Origin of the sequence: Bacteroides sp. An51A, from assembly GCF_002161565.1 — a bacterium.
GTDB lineage: Bacteria > Bacteroidota > Bacteroidia > Bacteroidales > Bacteroidaceae > Phocaeicola > Phocaeicola intestinalis.
On sequence record NZ_NFIC01000003.1, the window covers coordinates 336696 to 353438 of the forward strand.

A 16743-nucleotide genomic window follows, 5' to 3' on the forward strand; every position below is an offset into this window, starting at 1 on the left:
TTAGTTATGATAGTTCCAAGGGTTGATTTTAATTCTGAGATTATGCAGTGCCATACATGTGGAAAAGATGTTTTCTACAAAGTTGTTTGCCCTGAGCCTGCACTCGTCTTTGACGATGCGCATGACTTTCGCGCTTCCTATGACATGTTCTATACGCACCCTGATGGCGGAAACTTTCTTGTTGTATTCCTTGTCCTGCCTGGAAAGCTCTTTCCCTTTGGGCTTCTTGACCGGCTGTATGATTTCCACCCCCTCAGGCTCATAGCCTTGGTATCCCGTATCTTGATACAAGGTGCAAGGCACAGGAAAAGAATACATTGTGTCAGCCATCTTCTTGTCGTGGGTCTTGCCCGAAACGGTCTGACTGACAAATATGACCAGACAAGCCATCGTTACAATGACGGCGTTCTTGACCGTGTGCCGTTTTTTCTTGCCGCTGTAACGCTCCTTTTGCATGTCCCGGTCTGCCGGACGGGGAATCTCCCGTTCCGTCCCGTCATGAAGAAGCACCGGCTTGTCCCCCTCCTTGGAAAGTTCCGCCAGCCGTTCGGCAAGCTCCTTGTCGGTTTCTGCGGGGACAAGACCTTTCGCTTTAAGGGACAGACGAAGGATTTTAGTCAGGCAATGGATGAATATGTTGCAGTGCTTCTGGTTCATTCCGAAACAGGCCGCATGATATTCCTGCAACGGGTTGTTTTTCAAATAAACCAAAATGAAGAACAGGCGGTCGGATATGCTGGGAAGGGGGCTGTTCTTGTAGATGGAAGGACTGCGGCGTTTTCCGCTACGGCGTTCCCCGGTCATTTCATACTCGGACAAATAGTCCTCATGCGCAGCCTCGAAATAAGGGAGAAGCGCACAAAACTGTTCATGGCTAACTCCCGTCAAGGCACGGAAACTTTTGCTGTTGTCTTTATGGTTGTGGTAATTCATGTTGCAAAGGTACGCGTATGCGCGATATATAACAAATCTAAATTACATAAACTCTAATAATCTTTTTCATTTTATCAATTGTTTTTACTCATAAAACTTAGAGAAACTGATATAATAATCTATCTTGGAATTTGGCAATGTAAAATGCAGATAATTACCGAAATATACATCAGGGCATCCTGTTTCTCCTTTCACTCTCGCGATACCTAACCTCTTCATCGTATGGGCCAAAGTGGATGCACCAGAGTAAGTCTTGTTATTCACAAGAATAGTTGTTTTACCATGATATAGATTAGCTTCTTTCAAATTACTCTTGACGGGAGTAGCTTCTATAACAAAAAGTCCTCCATCCGGCAAATTGCAGATTTGACTGTATATTTCCGGATGCCTGTCTTTATTATAGGCTTTGGAATATGCACTGACCTTCAACTGACTCTTAGAATATAGCGAATAGTCCGGATGTGGAAAATAGGAAATAAGCCTATCCACACACTTGCTTGAACCCCCTGTGTTATTTCGTAAGTCAATAATTATATCCTTTATTTTTCTCCGGTTTATTTCCTTAAAGACTGAATCACAAAATACCTTTAGTTCAGTTTCCTGAAATACATTGCGAATGGTGAGAGTTGCCTTTGTGAAATCGGAAGAGAAACAACAACTGAAACTTTCAGGCTTTTTCTGGGATTGTCTTTCTTTGATGACCTTTATAGCCACACTTTGCGGAACTCCTTCCAAACGTATCTCTTCCATTTTATCACCACGTTTTATCGTAAACTCATACGACTCGCCCCATCTGTACATGTACCACAACAATGGAGACCAATAGGCGTTTACACTGCCTTCCTTAATGCCATTACCTTTCTCCGAACCCCAAAGGCTATACATCCGTCCAAGTATATCTTTTGAATGGATTCCGTTAATTCCGAGAATCGTATCACCTTCACAAACCATGGAATTATCAATCACCGGATAATCTACAATAAAGAAATCTCCGGATACTTTTATTCTCAATGGCATTGTCTTGCCATCTTTCTTTGCATTCGCAATCAGGTCGTTGGTAATAGGCGGCAGCATCATACTATGACCATCCTTTATATTAGCCATAAAAGGGGCTATTTTCAGATAGAAGTCGGATATGCTGATAGAATCAGTCATGGAGGACTTAATCTTGATTTTGTTGTTTTCATACTCTTCTCTTGACTGATAGAGATAAAGGTCGGGGTGTACATATTCTAATTTTGTACATAAAGTGTCAAAATCGGCCATTTGCTGGGCAGGACTTAATTTTTGCCCAAAAGAAACACTACAAAACAAAAGAAGTGAGCAATTTATTATAATTCTTTTATTCATTCTATGATTTGTTTGGTTGATACTAATTTTAACTTGCTAATATTATAATAGTCTACCCTTAAAAATCACTTTATAGGTTGATATTCAATCAATTTTATCCCACGGATGCGAAGCTGCATAACTGGTAGAGGTCATATACCTCCTGGTAGTTTACTTTTTCTTTTGCCATAATCATTGTTGTTAAAGGTTACGGCGCAAAGATAGGTTAGGCTATGATGTGTGTCAAGGCGGAAAATAGAATGCTTACAAGATAAATCAAGGAAGCGCATGTACGGCATCTTCCTTACTGCATATTGTATGTGTCTCGAGGTCGAACCATAGGATGCAAACTCACCGATTTTTGATTCGATAGTTTGGTTACCTATATAAATATGCTTGGTGTAGCGTTCAAATAGTCAACCTTTTTAAAGTTAAGACAATCTTTAATTTCTAGGAGGAAGGCGTATTGGTAACATTTTATTTTGTTGTTTATTATCTTTTATACTTCTTACAATTTCGTATAATATACCTCCAATATCAATTCCTAAATCAAACTTTTCAAATTTATAATAGGGTATGAAAATTGGGACTGTTTTCCAACCGTTCTGAGCATCGTAATATCTTTGTACTCCAACTTCTATACCGACTCGCTCTGAAAATTCATAACCTATTGTAGTACCATAATATGAATTATTAAAATTGTATATATTGTTAGGAGTATAACAACCAAAAATACTGATGTGTAGTTTTTCTGTAGGTAAATATGTAGCAGAACCCAATAGGCCAAAAGATTGTCCGCTTTGTTTTAAGTTGGGTAAATGGTATTTTATAGCATTAATTCCTATCTTAATATTAAAATACGAATTAAAATTTTTCTGATATATTAATGATGCTTGATTAATAATGCCAATACCAGGAAGTGTATTTTGAGAACTTTGACCATACATATAAGATGCAATTTTTCCCCATCTATTATAATCATAGGAAAAAGTATTGGAATGATTTATGAAATTTGGAAAGGCATCATACTTATAGCATTTCATATCAAATATTTTATTCATGTATGTATTCTTTCTTATTCCAAAATCTGTATGATTATTATAATGAATTAGGGAAATAGGACGTTTATAATAATTTTCAAAATAGTGAACATTATTATTTATCCTTAATTTAATAATACTATCATTTTGTGAATAGATATTTAATGTAAGTAAACATAAAATCAGTAATGTGATATTTTTATACATGTCACGATTGTTTTAATTTATGTGTCTAAAAATGTATTCTTTTATAAGAAACTGTTTTTGAATTGATTCAAGAATAATGTTATAAGCATCTTCAGATCTCAAATCAGCCGGTCAATTGGAAAAATGTTATATCTTTAAAGGTACCAAACAATAAAGTTATGACACAGTATCCAACCGACCTGACTGAAAAACAGTGGCAAGTTATAAAAAATATTTTAGAGCCGCAAGCGAGGAACCGAAAACATCCGCTTAAAGAGATAATGAATGCCATCCTTTATATCAACAAGACCGGCTGCCAGTGGCGTATGCTTCCTTCTGACTTCGCCCCTTGGCAAACCGTCTATTACTACTTCCGCAAGTGGAAGCTTGAAGGTGTGTTTGAAGAGGTGATGGATGCCTTGCACTCCCTTATCCGTAAACAGGCGGGACGGGAGGAAAGTCCCAGTCTTGGCATCATGGATTCCAGAAGCGTAAAGACTTCCCATCATGTTGATTCTGACCGTGGTATAGACGGGAACAAGAAAATCAAGGGACGGAAAGAGCACATCATAGTCGATACGCTTGGCCTTCCGTTAGCCGTCACAATCCATGAAGCCAACCTGCATGACAGCAAGGGCGCCCCACAAGCCATAGAAAAACTCGCTTATAAATTTCCGCGCTTGGTTAAAATATTGGCGGATGGAGGCTACAGGGGAGATTTGGCTGATTGGGTCAAGAAGAAATTCGGATGGATATTGGAGGTCGTACTCAGACCGGACGAATGTCCATCCAAATTTCAAGTACTGCCCAAACGCTGGATTGTGGAACGCTCTTTCTCATGGCTGGAAAACTTCAGAAGGCTGACCATCGATTATGAATTCCTTGCTGAAACCGCAGAAGCTATGGTACAGATTGCATTCATACAAATCATGCTTAACAAATTTATCGAATGAAATCAAAACAGCTTCTTAAACCATTTCTGGAAAATGTTATAAGGGACTTTGTTCTTGACACAAAACGACTGGAGAGATTCTCCATGAGGCAAAGCCTCGGTCTGGTACTGAAAGTAAAACCTTTCAAGATCTTCACTGCTATACATAATTCTATAAATTTGGTTGGCAGCGAAGTTACCCATTTCAATCAATAGCCATTTTTTGACTACTTACAGAAATATCTTGCTAAAAAATCATCTGGTGTCATAACCGGAAGTTTAGACAAGGAAAAGTCTTTAACATTTCGGGTAACAATGACACTTACGTTTTCTTTTATAGCTGAACAATACTGCAACGCATCCTCAAAATCATCAAAACCGGAAGACAGCGCATTGTCAACAGTTTGTTCATCAGCTAAAGTTACATGCGAAAGTTTACGCAAATTAGATAAGAGTATACGTAATTCTTCAATAGGATGTTTTCGAAGGACATAAGCTGCTGTGGCATAAGTCAAAGGAGAGATATATAAAGACAATTCCCTTTTATAGACCAACGTAAACAATTTTACAGCAGCAGGATAGAACCTTTCACGCTTATCCAGCAAATCTATTACAACATTTGTATCAAGAAATGCCCTTTTCATTGATGCTTCTGTTCTAAATGACCATAATAGGCTTTCCGTCCGTTGATGTCGTCATCATCTACCGGAGCCCCAGCTCCTAACAGACTCAATACAATATCCGGAATTTCTTCCGTCTCTTCTCTTGAAGAGGTGAGACGCGAAAGAAAATCTTCAATAATGGAAGAAAGGCTTTTCCCTTCTGCTGTAGCGTATGCTTGCGCCTTGTCTACCAATTCCTTGTTCAGTCTGATTGCTGTCGTTGCCATAGCTTTATCCCTTTTCTGCAAAAATAAAAATTATTTTTGTTATAAGCAAGGAGTATATTTCAAAATCAGTCTCTTCCAAACAAATCCCTCGTATAAACCTTTTCCTGTACATCATCCAGACAAGCGTCATAGCGGTTGGCGATAATCGCCTGGCTCTGCGCCTTGAAAACATCCAGGTCATTCACCACCTTGCTGCCGAAAAACGTACTGCCATTCTCCAGCGTAGGCTCGTAGATTATCACTTCCGCACCTTTGGCTTTCACCCGTTTCATTACACCTTGGATGCTTGACTGACGGAAGTTGTCCGAGTTTGATTTCATTGTCAAGCGGTAAACACCGATGACGCACTTTTTTTCTTCTGATGGATTGAAATCGCCACGGTTATAATAATTATAGTAACCAGCTTTGTGAAGTACACGGTCAGCAATAAAATCTTTTCTTGTTCGGTTGCTTTCCACGATAGCTTGAATCAGGTTTTCGGGCACATCGGCATAGTTGGCAAGTAGCTGTTTCGTGTCCTTAGGAAGACAATAACCACCATAACCGAAACTCGGATTGTTGTAATGAGTGCCGATTCGTGGGTCAAGACAAACACCGTTGATTATAGCCTGTGTATTGAGTCCTTTCATTTCTGCGTAGGTATCCAGTTCGTTGAAATAGCTTACACGCAAGGCAAGATAGGTATTGGCAAAAAGTTTCACCGCTTCGGCTTCCGTTGTACCCATGAACAAGGTGTCAATGTTTTCCTTTATTGCTCCTTCCTGCAATAATTCCGCGAATGTGTGGGCTGCTTCATCCAGCCGTTTATCCCCTTCGGGTCTGCCTACGATGATGCGGCTGGGATAGAGGTTGTCATACAATGCCTTGCTTTCGCGCAGGAATTCGGGTGAAAAAATGATGTTGTCGCACTGCATTTTCTTGCGGATGCTTTCGGTATAGCCTACGGGAATGGTGCTCTTAATCACCATGATGGTGTGCGGATTGACACTCTTTACCAGTTCAATGACTTCTTCTACATGGCTGGTATCGAAATAATTCTTTACCGGGTCGTAATTAGTAGGTGCTGCAATCACCACAAAATCTGCATCACTGTATGCCTTTGCTCCGTCCAAGGTTGCGGTCAGGTTCAAATCTTTCCCGGCAAGATACTTTTCAATGTATTCGTCCTGGATGGGTGACTTGCGTTGGTTGATCAAGTCTACCTTTTCGGGTATCACGTCTACAGCCGTTACCTGATGGTGTTGTGCCAAGAGCGTGGCAATGGAAAGTCCTACGTAACCTGTTCCGGCTACGGCTATTTTTATATTCTTCATATCGGTAAGTTTATGTTGTTCTATTGTGGTTGTAGGCAATCGCTCATGCTTTTTAGGGATATATACTGCATCGGCAGTTGCAGTATATATTCATCAGCAGTTGCAGTATATATTCATCAGCAGTTGCAGTATATATTCATTTTTCGTGGATACTATCCTGTATGGTCTGTTCTGCCTGCCGCGCGTTCGGGGCGATGAGGTTCTTGCCGCCGTTGATGATGCAGGCAGACTTGGAGTCTTCCTACCCGTGTAGCTTGTCTGGCTCATCGTGATACTCCTTGAGCATTATCCGACGGTTTCAGCCATTCCAGGAAATCGAAGATGTTGGGTTCGTCCAGGTAGATGCCCATGCCGGCATAGCTGGCTTCATCAGGGTCTTCCGGGATGGTATACAGGTCTTCGTAAAGGCTGATCCGTCTGCCGAACGGTGTGGTGAAGTAGACCTGCCTTGCTGCCTCATGCTCCTTTTTAAAGATGTCGCTCCAGATGGTCTCCCCGTTCCAGCCGGCTGCGGCGTCATCCGTAAGCCGGACAGCAGGGCCGCTGATGTATGCCTTGTCCTTATAAAAGACGAGCTGGGCGGCGAGACAGCCGGTCCGGACATCCTCTGGGACAGGGCTACGGGACGTTACGTCCTTGAACAGCCTGCCGTCCCTGTGGCGCAAAGTGAATGTACGTCCGTCTTTTACGCCAATGACCGTATAGGTATCCAGCCGTTCGGAACGGACGGTATCGAGAAGGCCTGCCGCTTCCTGCAGCGGGAGCCTTTCCCACTCCTCCATTAAAGGAGCCGTCAGACGGCACTGCCTTGCCAAAGTAGCCGGCAGGGAATTGCCGTGTTTGTCCTGCCAGTTGAAGGCAAGGTCCGCCCATAACATCTGCCGGGCTGCCTGCTTTTCTCCGGCGAGCCGCAGGAACATCGGCTTGCGGCAGCGCAAGTCCGGATAGACATGCCGCAGGACCCTGTCTTCCCGTGCAAAATAGGTCAGCACATCGCTCAGACGCTGGAAGTCGCATGACAGCACGCTTTCCGTTATCCATTGCCTGAGGGCGCTGCAGGGGGCATCCGCCACAGCCTGTGACACAAGGTCGTGGACCTGTGAGGTGGCATTGGCACTCATGCCGGATCCGTCGCACCACCGGAACACCACATTGCCCAGGCTGCGGTACATGTCTTCGTAAACGCCGTCAAGCCCGATGGCGACGGTATTTTCCGTATAAAGCAGCAGGGAAAGGATAAGCCGCCCATCGAATGCCCGTGCATCCTGTTCCGCCAGATGGTGCAGCCTGACATAGATCCCATAAAAGAAAGTCACGTCGCCGTCCACGTTCATGGACGGATGGTGAAGGCGTTTCCATCGGGACTTGAACTGGTCTATCGTATGCATTTTATTTCAGGTGACAAGTTAACGGGTTGACAAGTTGACGAGGTTTTAGATGCCATTAGTGTAATCAGAACCTTGTTGCCTTGTCAACTGATACCTTGTCAACTATAAAAACAGGATGTATTCCGGCTGTACCTCAACGGAAGCGGTCAGGAGGTTGGGGAGTCCGACGAACAGACGCCTGATGCGTGAACCCTGCAGTTTTTGCAGATATCCTTCATAACCGTCCAGGAAACCGCCGATAATACGTACTTTCCTGCCTATCATGTCGGAGGATATTTCATCCGGCGTGTAATAACGTGGACTCTCGGAGGACTCTACGGCGTGGATGAAACGCTGCATGTCGGCATCCCTTACCGTCATGGGGATCCTGTAGCCGCCACGCACATAGCGGTACTGGATGGTGTTGTACGATTCAACGACTGAGTCGATGGAATGCCGGGTGTCATGCACGAAAAGCAGGTCCTGCATGAAAGGGACTTTCTCACGGCACCGTTTGCCATGCCTTACCGAAAGTTTCCACACCATCGGTGTAAAAGCCTCTATCCCCAGCTCCTTGAACAGCCTGTATGCCGGTAGCCTGGCGTTGCATCTTTTAAGGTCGCGCATGACGAACCATTTCAAACGGCCGTGTTCATCGGGCAAAGCGGCGTCTGCCGCCGGGATACCGTCCTGTATGTTAGGGTAAGATTCATTCATGGTTCAGGCAGGGACATTTCTTCTAATCCTGCAAGCTATTGTGAAATACTCAATAACAAGCAGTTATACGCGCCGGACTGTTGGCTTCTCTTTATTTTCATAAGATTGTTCCAGCTCCGTCACTGCTCCCAACAACGCCTGCATCGGTGTTGGTTTCCATGACGGATTCCATCCGTCTCATAATAGGAGATGTTCATTTTTCCCCTGGTTGAATTGTTATATATTATGCGTGATACAGATTTGTGCATTTCTCACCACTGACACTAAAGGAGGTACACAGAGTCTTTTAAATTTTTCCTCTGTGGTACTCTGTGGCCTCTGTGGTGAATAGTTATGTTTCATTAAAATACATAGTCTATACCGCATATAGTATAAACTATTGTCCGTGCTAATCTGGGTTAATCCGCGTTTCAAAACAAATTCTGAATGGATAAAAAACAAGGAAGGTGTGCCGAAAAGTTAGTTTTCATTTCGGCACACCTTCCTTGTTTGAATGGGGTAGTTGTCGTTAGAAGTATAAATAACGCTGGTCGGTTACTTTACCTTTTTCACGCAGTTCGGAGATGCATTGATTTGCATAGGCTGAACTCATGGATGAGAGTGCAGATTCTTCTTTTTTAGCATCAAATTCTTCGCTGCCTTTGTTTTTGGCGTATACTTGAATCATATAGACACCTGCGTTGCCTTTGATAGGTGCCGATACCTTTTCTACGTCGGTTTTCGAAGCGTAAGCACTGATGGCAGGTTCGCTGGCATGTGTAACAGAAATGTATGCCGGGGCATTGAACGTTACGTGTTTTACGCTGTCGCTTACGGCATCTTTCATTTCTTTTATTTGTGCCAGGCTGTTGAAGTCCTTCATTTGTCCCATCAATTGTTCGGCTTTCTTGTTGCGGATGATTTCGTTACGCAGCATGTTTGCTACTTTGTTGATGTTGACGTAACCTTTTTTGTTGATGGCTTCTACGCCTACCATAATCATGTGATCATTGTCTCCACATTCGTAAAGCGGAGAAACTTCGCCAGCTTTAGCGTTGAAAATCCATCTCAAGGCTTCCTGGGTAGAGTGGATGTTGCCTACGTAGTGTGCATCGCTGGTGAAATCGGAACGTGGAATTACTGTGTAACCGGCTTCTTCTGCGTTCTTTTTCATGTCTTCCAGCGTTGTGTTCTGTGCTACGAACTGGCTGAATTTGTTATAAGCATCATTGTATGTTTCTTTGCTGAATTCAACCGGGCATTTGATAACGGCTACATCATATTTCGGTTTCATAGCCTTTTTGCTCATTACCTGAAGAATCAGGTTGGCTTGTCCTACTTTCAGGTTCTTCAGTTCGTTTACCGGCTGGTTGATAAGTGTCTGGATGTACTTCAAGTTGTCAGCATCCAATGCAGCACCTTCCCAGCTCATGGCATTCACCCATGTAGCTTCGCCTGTCTGTCCGTATGCTTTTGCCACTTCTGCAAAGTCGGCACCTCCCTTGATAGCATTGAAAATGCTGTCTGCCAGTTCGGTACGTCTTGTTTCTGTGTCTGCCATTACCTGAATCTGACGGAATTGGATAGAGTCGGGAGCCGTAGTCTTGGCAAGAATCTTGAACGTGTTGTACGAGTCATCGCCCGCATTGTAATAAGGACCGTATACTTCGTTGACTGACGCAGAGTCAAGACGGGCTGCTACATCTTGTGGCAGTGAAGTCTTGTTGATGGCTACGCCTGTATAGTTGACGGTAGAACCGGTAGAGCGGACAAATGAAGCATAGTCTGTAGTGGTTTTGTCCAGTTGGTCTGTAAATTCGGTTACTTCCTTCAATACGGCACCGCGGTCTTCGGCAGAAGGTACTACATGTACATCGATGTACTGGATGTCACGGGTCTCGACCGGTTGTTTGTAAGATTCCTTCCGTTCGTTGTATAAGTTCTTGATTTCTTCATCGGATACGGTGATGGTAGAATCGCTGATGCTGGCATAAGGAACCCCAGCCAGAAGCAGGTCGCTTTGTTCGGTGCGTCCCTTGAAAGCATCTTCTGCTGCCACCGGGTTCGAAATCAAGGATTTTGCAATCAGATTCTGGTATTTGGATGCCAGCAAAGATTGTCTCAATGTCTTTTCTACAAATGTCCAGAAGTTACCCAGTTTTTGGTAATACTCTACATATTGTGCAGGCATTTGTGATGAGCCCAGGTTGGCATATTCTACCAGGAATTTTTTCAGCATATCCTTGTCGAATGCTCCTGTCTGTGGGTTACGGAACGGAGTCTGCATCAGCAGCGGGTTCGTACCTTCATCGATGACTGCCTGAAGTTCTTTATCGGTAACAGTCAGTCCCAGTTTCTCTGCTTCTCCTGCTATCAGCTGGTTGGTGACATAAGTGTTCCATACCTGGTCTTTGACGTTTGTCAGCTGGTCTTCGTTCAACGAGTTCAGCCCGTTGGTCAGCTTGATGACTTCGCTGAATTCATCTACCATTTTTTGATACTCTTGTGCGGAGAGTTTTTCTCCATTGACTTCTCCGACGTCTTGTCTTCCCTGATGCGGCTGGAGAACTTTCCATGCATCACCCGCAATGAAAGCGAATAAGGCAAGACCGATTACGATGACCAAAAGTGGTCCTTTGCTTCTAATTGATTGTAAAGTTGCCATTTAAAGTTATTATTTTGTTTATTGTTTTTCCTTTTAGCGCACGAAGATACAAAAAATGTACGTAGCAGTGTCGTTTTTCCTCAAAAAAAATGATGTTTTCCTTATGTTTGAGGCATAACTTTCAGTTTGACCAGCTCTATTTTCGTAGCTGTGACCTTGATTATCTTGAAATGAAAATGGTTGATGTTTACTATTTCATGAGGTTTGGGAAAGCTTTGGAATTCGTGGAGAATCAGCCCTCCGATGGTTTGGTATTCGTCGCTTTCGGGCAGGTTGAGTCCGAATTCCTCGTTTGCCTTTTCAATTTCAAGCCGTCCGGAGAAAATGTATTCGTTGTCACCGATGGCTTTGGCTATGGTAGATTTGGTATCATGTTCATCTTCAATGTCACCCAGGATTTCTTCTACCAGATCTTCCATGGATACAATACCTGATGTACCTCCGAACTCATCGACTACTACGGCAAGTGACCGTTTTTGCTGCATCAACAGTTTCATCAGTTTATGGGTACTCATCGATTCGGGTACGATAGGGATGCGGCGTATGTTTTTGTGCCAGTCGGTGAGAGGCTTGAACATTTCAGAGGAATGGATATAGCCTACGATATTGTCAATGCTTTCTTTATAGACGATGATTTTACTGATGCCATGCTCGATAAATGTTTCTTTTAGTTTTTCGAGTGGAGTATCGAGTTCTACAGCTATGATTTCGGTACGGGGAATCATGCAGTCGCGTACCTTGATATTCGTAAAGTCGAGGGCATTGCGGAACAGTTCGATTTCGGTGTTGATGTTCTCCGGGTCATTCGTGTCTTTCAAGCTGTTTTCAATAAATGTGTCGAGGTCGACTTTGGTGAATGCCTTTTCTTTTACTTTTTTATCGACTTTATGTCCGGATATGCGTAAAATGCCGGTGGAGAGTGATGCCACAAGCCAGCTGATGGGATACAGGATTATATAGAAGATGAAGGCGGGTACGGCAAAAAGTCGCAACATGTGTCCTGGAAACATCTTGAACAATGTTTTGGGGATAAATTCGATGGTGAGAATCATGATTGCCGTAGAGGTCAGGATTTCGATGATTATTATCCAGGCAGCAGGCAGGGATGTACGGGGGAATGCATATTGCCCGAACAATTGTGTCATCCCGATGCAGAACATTACCAACGAGAGGTTGTTTCCTACCAGCATGGTAGACACGAAGTGATTGGCATCGTGGTAAAATTTGGAAAGAATCTGTGCCGACAAGCTATTGTCTTTCCTCATCTCGAAGCGTAACTTGCTGGAGGAGAGGAAAGCTATTTCCGTCCCTGCGAAAAAGACGGAAAGTGTCATGCATATGATTAGGTTAATGATAAGGCTCGTCATGTCACTTAATTGGTTTTCGGTTGTTGGACGGTATCTGCCGGTGCTGTATCTTCTACGGTAAAGATACCGGTATTATTGAATATTTGGTATTCGGTCATTTGCTGATTCGATTCGAATCCGTATCCGGTTAGTATTTTGTCGGGCTGTTCGATCCGGATATAGCGGTCGGAATAGATTCGTTCTTTGCCTTGGTCCCAATACATCAGTTGGGTGTCGAATTTGTCGCCCCGTTGGCTACGTATATGTACATTGCCGCGAAGTTCCCATAATTTCTTGGGTTCGTAATAAAAAGCCGTATCTGCTTTGATGCTGGCGTCTATGTGGAACAGGGTATCGAACTTTTCCAGGTAAATGCCTTTCTGGAATGCCCAATACGGGGTGTCTATCCGGCTGTAAACAAGCCATTCGGCTGTAATGATTTTATAGCGTATCATTCCAGAGTCGGAGATGTAGGTGGTTACTCCGGTGGTGCGCATGTCTGGGATGGAGTCTCCTTTTCCTACAGCTTCTGCCAGATTTTCTTTTTTCCCGCATGAAGGCAGTAAGACAACCATTAAAATTGCCCATACGGCAATCGTCAGGCACAGCGGTATCATGTATTTCTTTTGGTTCGGTTTATGTTGTATCATGTCGGTTTATCTTAAGATTATGGTTTCGTTTATCCATCCGCCCAAAATGACGGCGTTGCCTTTCTTCAGTCCCAAGCCGGCAAGTGCTTTTTCGGTAGGGATATGTTTCTGGTAGGTATTGATGAGCTGGGTTGCTTCATCGGCTGTGCTTGTATCGACTGATTGGGCTTTTTGCAGCTTGTCGATTACGGCAAAGTAAGTGCATTGGTTCAGGGTAGCTTCTTTGCACCAGTTGGGGTTCGAAGCATACATTTGCGCAATCAATATGTACGGTTTACCTTCGTCTTTATCAAGGGATATGGATTTGAGTGCATATTGTTTTGCCCGTTTCCATTGTTTGTCTTGAAACAAGACTCTTGCCGCGCGATAGCAATATTCGGCTTTGTCCGCAGGATTGGGGGCCAGCATTGCCGCCTCGTCAAAGTAGGTTATGCTTTCTTCTATTTTGCCCCTTTGATAGCATAAGCGTCCACATTCTGCTGCAAGTCCAGCTGTAGGCGTTAAGGTATAGGCGGCTTCTGAAGCCGTCAGATATACTTCTTCACCCGTGCACTTCAGTTGTCTCAGGGTAGAAAGAACCAGATTGATATATGCCAGGTCGGTTCTATGCTGTTCTATTTTGGGGGCATATAGTTTTTGTAAGTCCTCACAGGTTACACATCTGCTCTCGATAAAGCGGGTGTCTATGTAGTCTTTTGTTATCGACCATAGATGTTGCTTCTGTGGGTCGTTTATGGTGCTTTCCAAACGGAAGCGGATGTAGCGGGATGCCTTCAGGTAGTCTTGGATAAACTGTTCGATGTGTCCGGCATTTGTTTTCAACTTTTGCAGCGACAGGTCCATGAGGTCTTCCAGCATATAATAAGTGGACTTCTCTTTTTCCATGCCGATGGCTTCTTGTTCTTTTCTGTATGCCTTGTCTATATTGATGTCGGTACCCGAGAACATGACATAGTCGTGTATCTTCATCCCCAAGACGAATCCGGGGGTAACCGGTGTATGGGTCAATGTGTTCAATGAATCCAGATATTGTATGTGCTGGTCATGTATATTCATCAATTCTGTCAAGTAATCCTCTTCCTTTGTTTCGTTATCCGAATCGGCAATCAGTGCACGCAGGATTTGGGTGCCATCGGTGTAGATATTGGGAGATGCCCAGGGGGCTTCGGTAAATACTGATTTCCATGGGCTGTAGGCTTGGGCAAAATCATTTTTTTGCAGATATGTTTTATACAGGGCAATATGCTGTATGCACCGGACACTATCTTCACCGTGTCCGAAGCGTGAACCATCTTCTATTCCTTTTTGTGCATTGGCTGAAAGGGAACAGAGGAGCCATATTACCAATAAACCTGCATACTTCATGGCATTGCGGATAACCGCTTCCTTAGTTGACTTTCCATTTCATGAACCAGCGTTCGTTGAAGGTCAGGCCCAACTTGATGACAAAGCGGTTCTCTGATAATACATTGGCAACTGAAGGCTGCACGCGTACATATTCTCCTGTCAGGCTTAAGACAGTCTTGTATTGAAATACATTGAGAGGGAATCCGAATCCGGCACTGACACTGTATTCGGAAGGACCTTCGAATTGGGGAAGCTTCAGGTAAGGAGTGGCATAATTGAAGCCTACGCGGTAACGTACCCGTGCCAAGTAGTTTCTTCCGATGGGGTTGGGCAGGTATTCGGCTCCTATCGCGATTTTGCTGCGGTCTTTATACATATCGGTCTGGTTGTTGTATTTTACCGAACCCCATTTTTGCAGGGTATAGTCGGCACCGATGGTCAGCCTGTTTTTATGCATATATGCCACACCGGCACCGAATGTGTGCGGAATGCCATACGAATCGTATATGTTCGTTTCGTTTGTTGTAGAATAATTCGAATTGTCGGTAACTTGAATGCCTCGCGTGTCGGTCGAGTTCAGGGTATGTCCCAGTTCGTACACCAAGCCCAGTGTCAGGTTGTCAGTCTTGTTGATCTTCTGGGTGTATTGCAAGCCAAAATTGGCCACATAGCTTTTTACCCTGACTTCGTTGTAGACAATGGTCTGGTCGCTGGTAGTGTTGAATCCTACACTGGACTGGTAATTGAGCGAGCCGTACATGTATCCGGCACTTGCTCCGATAGAAAGGTTATCCAGTATCTTGAATCCCAGCCCTGCGGTAATCTGTTGCAGACCTCCGTCGCCATAAAATGTATTGGTAGCCGTATAGCTTTCGCTTCCTTCTACAGGGGTAGTGGTCGAAAAGTTATATCCTACGTTCGAAAACGGAGTGAATCCGACGGCAATACCCAAGCGCTTGTGCAGGCGGAACTGCATGGCGATATAGTCAAAGCTGGAGTTCTTGGCATTGGAACTGATGCCGTTTTCCTTGTAGTTCGAACTTTTCAGGCTCATTCCCATATCGAACATGAACGAAAGAGAGTCGACCGAAGATATGGATGCCGGATTGGTCAGGTTGATGTGTTCGCTGTAACGCAGGCCGTAACCGATGCCTCCCATGGCTGCATTGTTGGCAAAACCGCGGTCGGACAAGTCGCCCAGGCCATATCGTGTATAAGGAGAGTTCGTGCTTGACTGGGCAGAGGCCGTCAACCAGCTTCCTATCATCAAGACGCTGAGTAGAAGTGCTTTATTTCTTAACATTATAATTCAATATTCTGTTTAAACCTTTCAATACTAAAAATCTGTCTGCAAAGATGATACTTTTTAAGTTTGTATCAAAAGAAAATTTATCTCCTCCGGTTAAAAAAACCAAAAGGTCAGGGTATTTTTTTTGCATCAGACGGATATAGCCCATGATTTCGAACTCGATGCCTTTGATGACACCTGCGCGGATTGCGGTTTCGGTACTGTAGCCGAACTCGGGCAGGTCGCCTCCTTTTTCTATCAGAGGAAGCTTGTCGCAACAAGCGTTCAAGGCTTTGAAGCGGGTATAGATGCCTGGCGAGATGTTTCCTCCCCAGTAGCATCCTTGTGCATCGATGAACTCATAGGTGAGTGCCGTACCCGCATCGACGACCAGCAGGTTCTTGTCCGGACATAGGTAATTGGCTCCTACTACCGCTGCCAGCCGGTCCATGCCCAGTGTTTTCGGGGTTTTATACATATTCCGGATAGGTACAGGGGTTTCGTACGTCAATTCCAGAATGGGCAGGTCTATCTTCTTCAGCTGCCTGCGTATCGTATTGCTGAGCGAGATGACAGATGCAATGATGATGTGTCCGATGGGGTATTTGTGGCATAGCATGGGAAGATAGTCCAGCGAATGGTTTGACCCGCGGAGCACTTCTACCATCTCTTCTTTGTCGAATACGGCAAGTTTGGCAACAGTGTTGCCTATGTCGATAACTAAGTTCACTTCTTTTCGTTTTTTGCGGTGCAAAGTAAATTA

15 protein-coding genes are annotated in these 16743 nt (G+C 44.0%); 1 reads left to right on the forward strand and 14 read right to left on the reverse strand.

The features are described 5' to 3' along the window. From B5G04_RS07720 to B5G04_RS07730, 3 genes are all read right to left on the reverse strand, one after another. A complete protein-coding gene (locus tag B5G04_RS07720) occupies window positions 1–933 on the reverse strand; it encodes a transposase family protein (protein WP_087396583.1) in 933 nt (310 codons plus the stop codon). A gap of 84 nt (window positions 934–1017) precedes the next feature. Beyond that, a complete protein-coding gene (locus B5G04_RS20140) occupies window positions 1018–2283 on the reverse strand; it encodes a S41 family peptidase (protein WP_162608586.1) in 1266 nt (421 codons plus the stop codon). Between the two features lie 422 nt (window positions 2284–2705). Then, on the reverse strand, window positions 2706–3509 hold the full coding sequence (locus B5G04_RS07730) for a hypothetical protein (protein ID WP_087396586.1): 804 nt from the start codon (window positions 3507–3509) through the stop codon (window positions 2706–2708). A gap of 158 nt (window positions 3510–3667) precedes the next feature. On the opposite strand from B5G04_RS07730, the gene B5G04_RS07735 reads away from it, so the two are divergent. Further along, window positions 3668–4441 (forward strand): IS5 family transposase, encoded by a 774-nt coding sequence (locus tag B5G04_RS07735; RefSeq protein WP_087396588.1) that lies wholly within the window; start codon window positions 3668–3670, stop codon window positions 4439–4441. 205 nt (window positions 4442–4646) lie between these two features. Here the strand turns inward: B5G04_RS07735 and B5G04_RS07745 are convergent, their stop codons facing one another. The 11 genes from B5G04_RS07745 to B5G04_RS07795 form a co-directional block, all read right to left on the reverse strand. After that, the gene (locus B5G04_RS07745; RefSeq protein ID WP_087249418.1) at window positions 4647–5063 is read right to left on the reverse strand and encodes a PIN domain-containing protein; all 417 of its coding nucleotides are present in this window, start codon (window positions 5061–5063) and stop codon (window positions 4647–4649) included. After that, window positions 5060–5308, reverse strand: coding sequence for a DUF6364 family protein (locus B5G04_RS07750; protein WP_087249420.1), 249 nt, complete (start codon window positions 5306–5308; stop codon window positions 5060–5062). Before B5G04_RS07750 ends, B5G04_RS07745 begins: the two co-directional genes overlap by 4 nt. A 65-nt stretch (window positions 5309–5373) precedes the next feature. After that, window positions 5374–6621, reverse strand: a complete 1248-nt coding sequence (locus B5G04_RS07755; protein ID WP_087249454.1) for a nucleotide sugar dehydrogenase — start codon at window positions 6619–6621, stop codon at window positions 5374–5376. Window positions 6622–6884: 263 nt separating this feature from the next. Then, a complete protein-coding gene (locus B5G04_RS07760) occupies window positions 6885–8009 on the reverse strand; it encodes a hypothetical protein (RefSeq protein WP_087249422.1) in 1125 nt (374 codons plus the stop codon). Window positions 8010–8111: 102 nt separating this feature from the next. Continuing rightward, window positions 8112–8615, reverse strand: coding sequence for a UpxY family transcription antiterminator (locus tag B5G04_RS07765; protein WP_225226456.1), 504 nt, complete (start codon window positions 8613–8615; stop codon window positions 8112–8114). A 598-nt stretch (window positions 8616–9213) separates the two neighbouring features. Continuing rightward, window positions 9214–11349, reverse strand: coding sequence for a peptidylprolyl isomerase (locus B5G04_RS07770; protein WP_087211000.1), 2136 nt, complete (start codon window positions 11347–11349; stop codon window positions 9214–9216). A gap of 101 nt (window positions 11350–11450) precedes the next feature. After that, a complete protein-coding gene (locus B5G04_RS07775) occupies window positions 11451–12716 on the reverse strand; it encodes a hemolysin family protein (RefSeq protein ID WP_087210997.1) in 1266 nt (421 codons plus the stop codon). A gap of 5 nt (window positions 12717–12721) precedes the next feature. Beyond that, window positions 12722–13345, reverse strand: coding sequence for an LPS export ABC transporter periplasmic protein LptC (gene lptC / locus B5G04_RS07780; RefSeq protein WP_022039040.1), 624 nt, complete (start codon window positions 13343–13345; stop codon window positions 12722–12724). 6 nt (window positions 13346–13351) lie between these two features. Next, on the reverse strand, window positions 13352–14710 hold the full coding sequence (locus tag B5G04_RS07785; RefSeq protein ID WP_022039039.1) for a hypothetical protein: 1359 nt from the start codon (window positions 14708–14710) through the stop codon (window positions 13352–13354). Window positions 14711–14732: 22 nt separating this feature from the next. Continuing rightward, a complete protein-coding gene (locus B5G04_RS07790; RefSeq protein WP_087249426.1) occupies window positions 14733–15995 on the reverse strand; it encodes a hypothetical protein in 1263 nt (420 codons plus the stop codon). Then, window positions 15982–16710: a type III pantothenate kinase gene (locus B5G04_RS07795; RefSeq protein ID WP_022039037.1), complete on the reverse strand. Its 729-nt coding sequence runs from the start codon at window positions 16708–16710 to the stop codon at window positions 15982–15984. Before B5G04_RS07795 ends, B5G04_RS07790 begins: the two co-directional genes overlap by 14 nt. Between the last annotated feature and the right edge of the window lie 33 nt (window positions 16711–16743).